Source organism: Fulvivirga sp. M361 (assembly GCF_007097395.1).
Taxonomy (GTDB): Bacteria; Bacteroidota; Bacteroidia; order Cytophagales; family Cyclobacteriaceae; genus Fulvivirga.
In genome coordinates this window covers 1-1,232 of the sequence record NZ_VKDC01000095.1, presented here as the reverse complement: position 1 = coordinate 1,232, position 1,232 = coordinate 1, and the positions used below count along the sequence as shown (strand labels likewise).

The window sequence follows — 1,232 nt, the reverse complement described above, 5'->3', positions numbered from 1 at the left end:
ACTAGTACTTCGTTCTATAAATAGTATTACAAACAAACAATATATATCTTTGGTAAACCTTATCAAAGATGCGTACAACACAGAAACCAAAATTAATACTTAGTTCAACGGAGTTGAATAAGTTGAAAACCATTTCCAGGAGTCAAACCGCTGCACACCGCGAAGTAATGCGGGCAAAAATTTTATTGAAATACGTCGAAGGGCTGCCCCTTACCAGCATAGCCCGGGATTTAAACACCAACCGGCCATTGGTGGACCGTTGTATCAACAAAGCGATCGCTTATGGGGCCTTAACGGCCTTGAAAGACCTGCCAGGCCGGGGCGTAAAACCGGTGATCACCGATGATGCCAAAAGCTGGGTGCTTTCCATTGCCTGTCAGTCTCCTAGGGAGTTAGGCTATGCCCATGAGACATGGACGTACAGTTTGTTGAAACAGCATATCCGGGCCCATTGCCATAAGGCCGGCTATGAGATGCTTTCTAAAATTGACAAAGGTGTGTTGAATAAGATTTTATCCCAGGCCAATATCAAACCCCATAAAGTGAGCTACTACCTGGAGAAGCGAGACCCTGATTTTGAAGTAAAAATGGCCCATGTGTTGCAGGTGTACAAGGAAATAGCGTTAATCAATGAAATCCCCCAGGATGAGGGCCGTAAGGCCACTACCTTGTCTTACGATGAAAAGCCAGGTATACAGGCGATAAAAAATATTGCCCCGCAGTTACAGCCTACGGTGGGAAAATACCCCACCTTGCAAAGGGACCATGAATATAAGCGATTAGGCACGGTAAGTTTGCTGGCGGGCATTGATTTACACACCGGTAAGGTAATCCCTTTGGTAAGGGACAGGCACCGGAGCAGGGAGTTTATCGAGTTTTTGACAGAAGTTGATAAACAATATCCTGGTGACTGGAAAATCAGGATGGTGCTGGACAACCATTCCTCCCATGTTTCCAAAGAAACAAAGGCATGGTTACTCAATAAACCCGGGCGCTTTGAATTTGTATTCACCCCCAAACACGGATCCTGGCTGAATATGATAGAAATGTTTTTCAGCAAGATGGCGCGTTCCTTTCTGCGCCACATAAGGGTGGATAGTAAAAAAGAACTGATCGAAAGAATCTACCAGGGAATAAGTGCCATCAATGAAGAACCCGTCGTATTCAAATGGAAATACAAAATGGATGATTTGATTATTATTTGATATGATATTTAAAGAACGGTGTACTAG

The 1,232-nt window shown here is 43.9% G+C and carries 1 protein-coding gene; it reads left to right on the top strand.

The annotated features are described in order from the left end of the window. Positions 1–68: 68 nt before the first annotated feature. Positions 69–1,205, top strand: a complete 1,137-nt coding sequence (locus FNH22_RS31725; RefSeq protein WP_143402561.1) for an IS630 family transposase — start codon at positions 69–71, stop codon at positions 1,203–1,205. The last annotated feature ends 27 nt before the right edge of the window (positions 1,206–1,232 follow it).

Excerpts from the sequence above, each read along its gene's own strand:
- FNH22_RS31725 (WP_143402561.1), top strand. The coding sequence starts at position 69 with ATGCGTACAACACAGAAACCAAAATTAATACTTAGTTCAACGGAGTTG.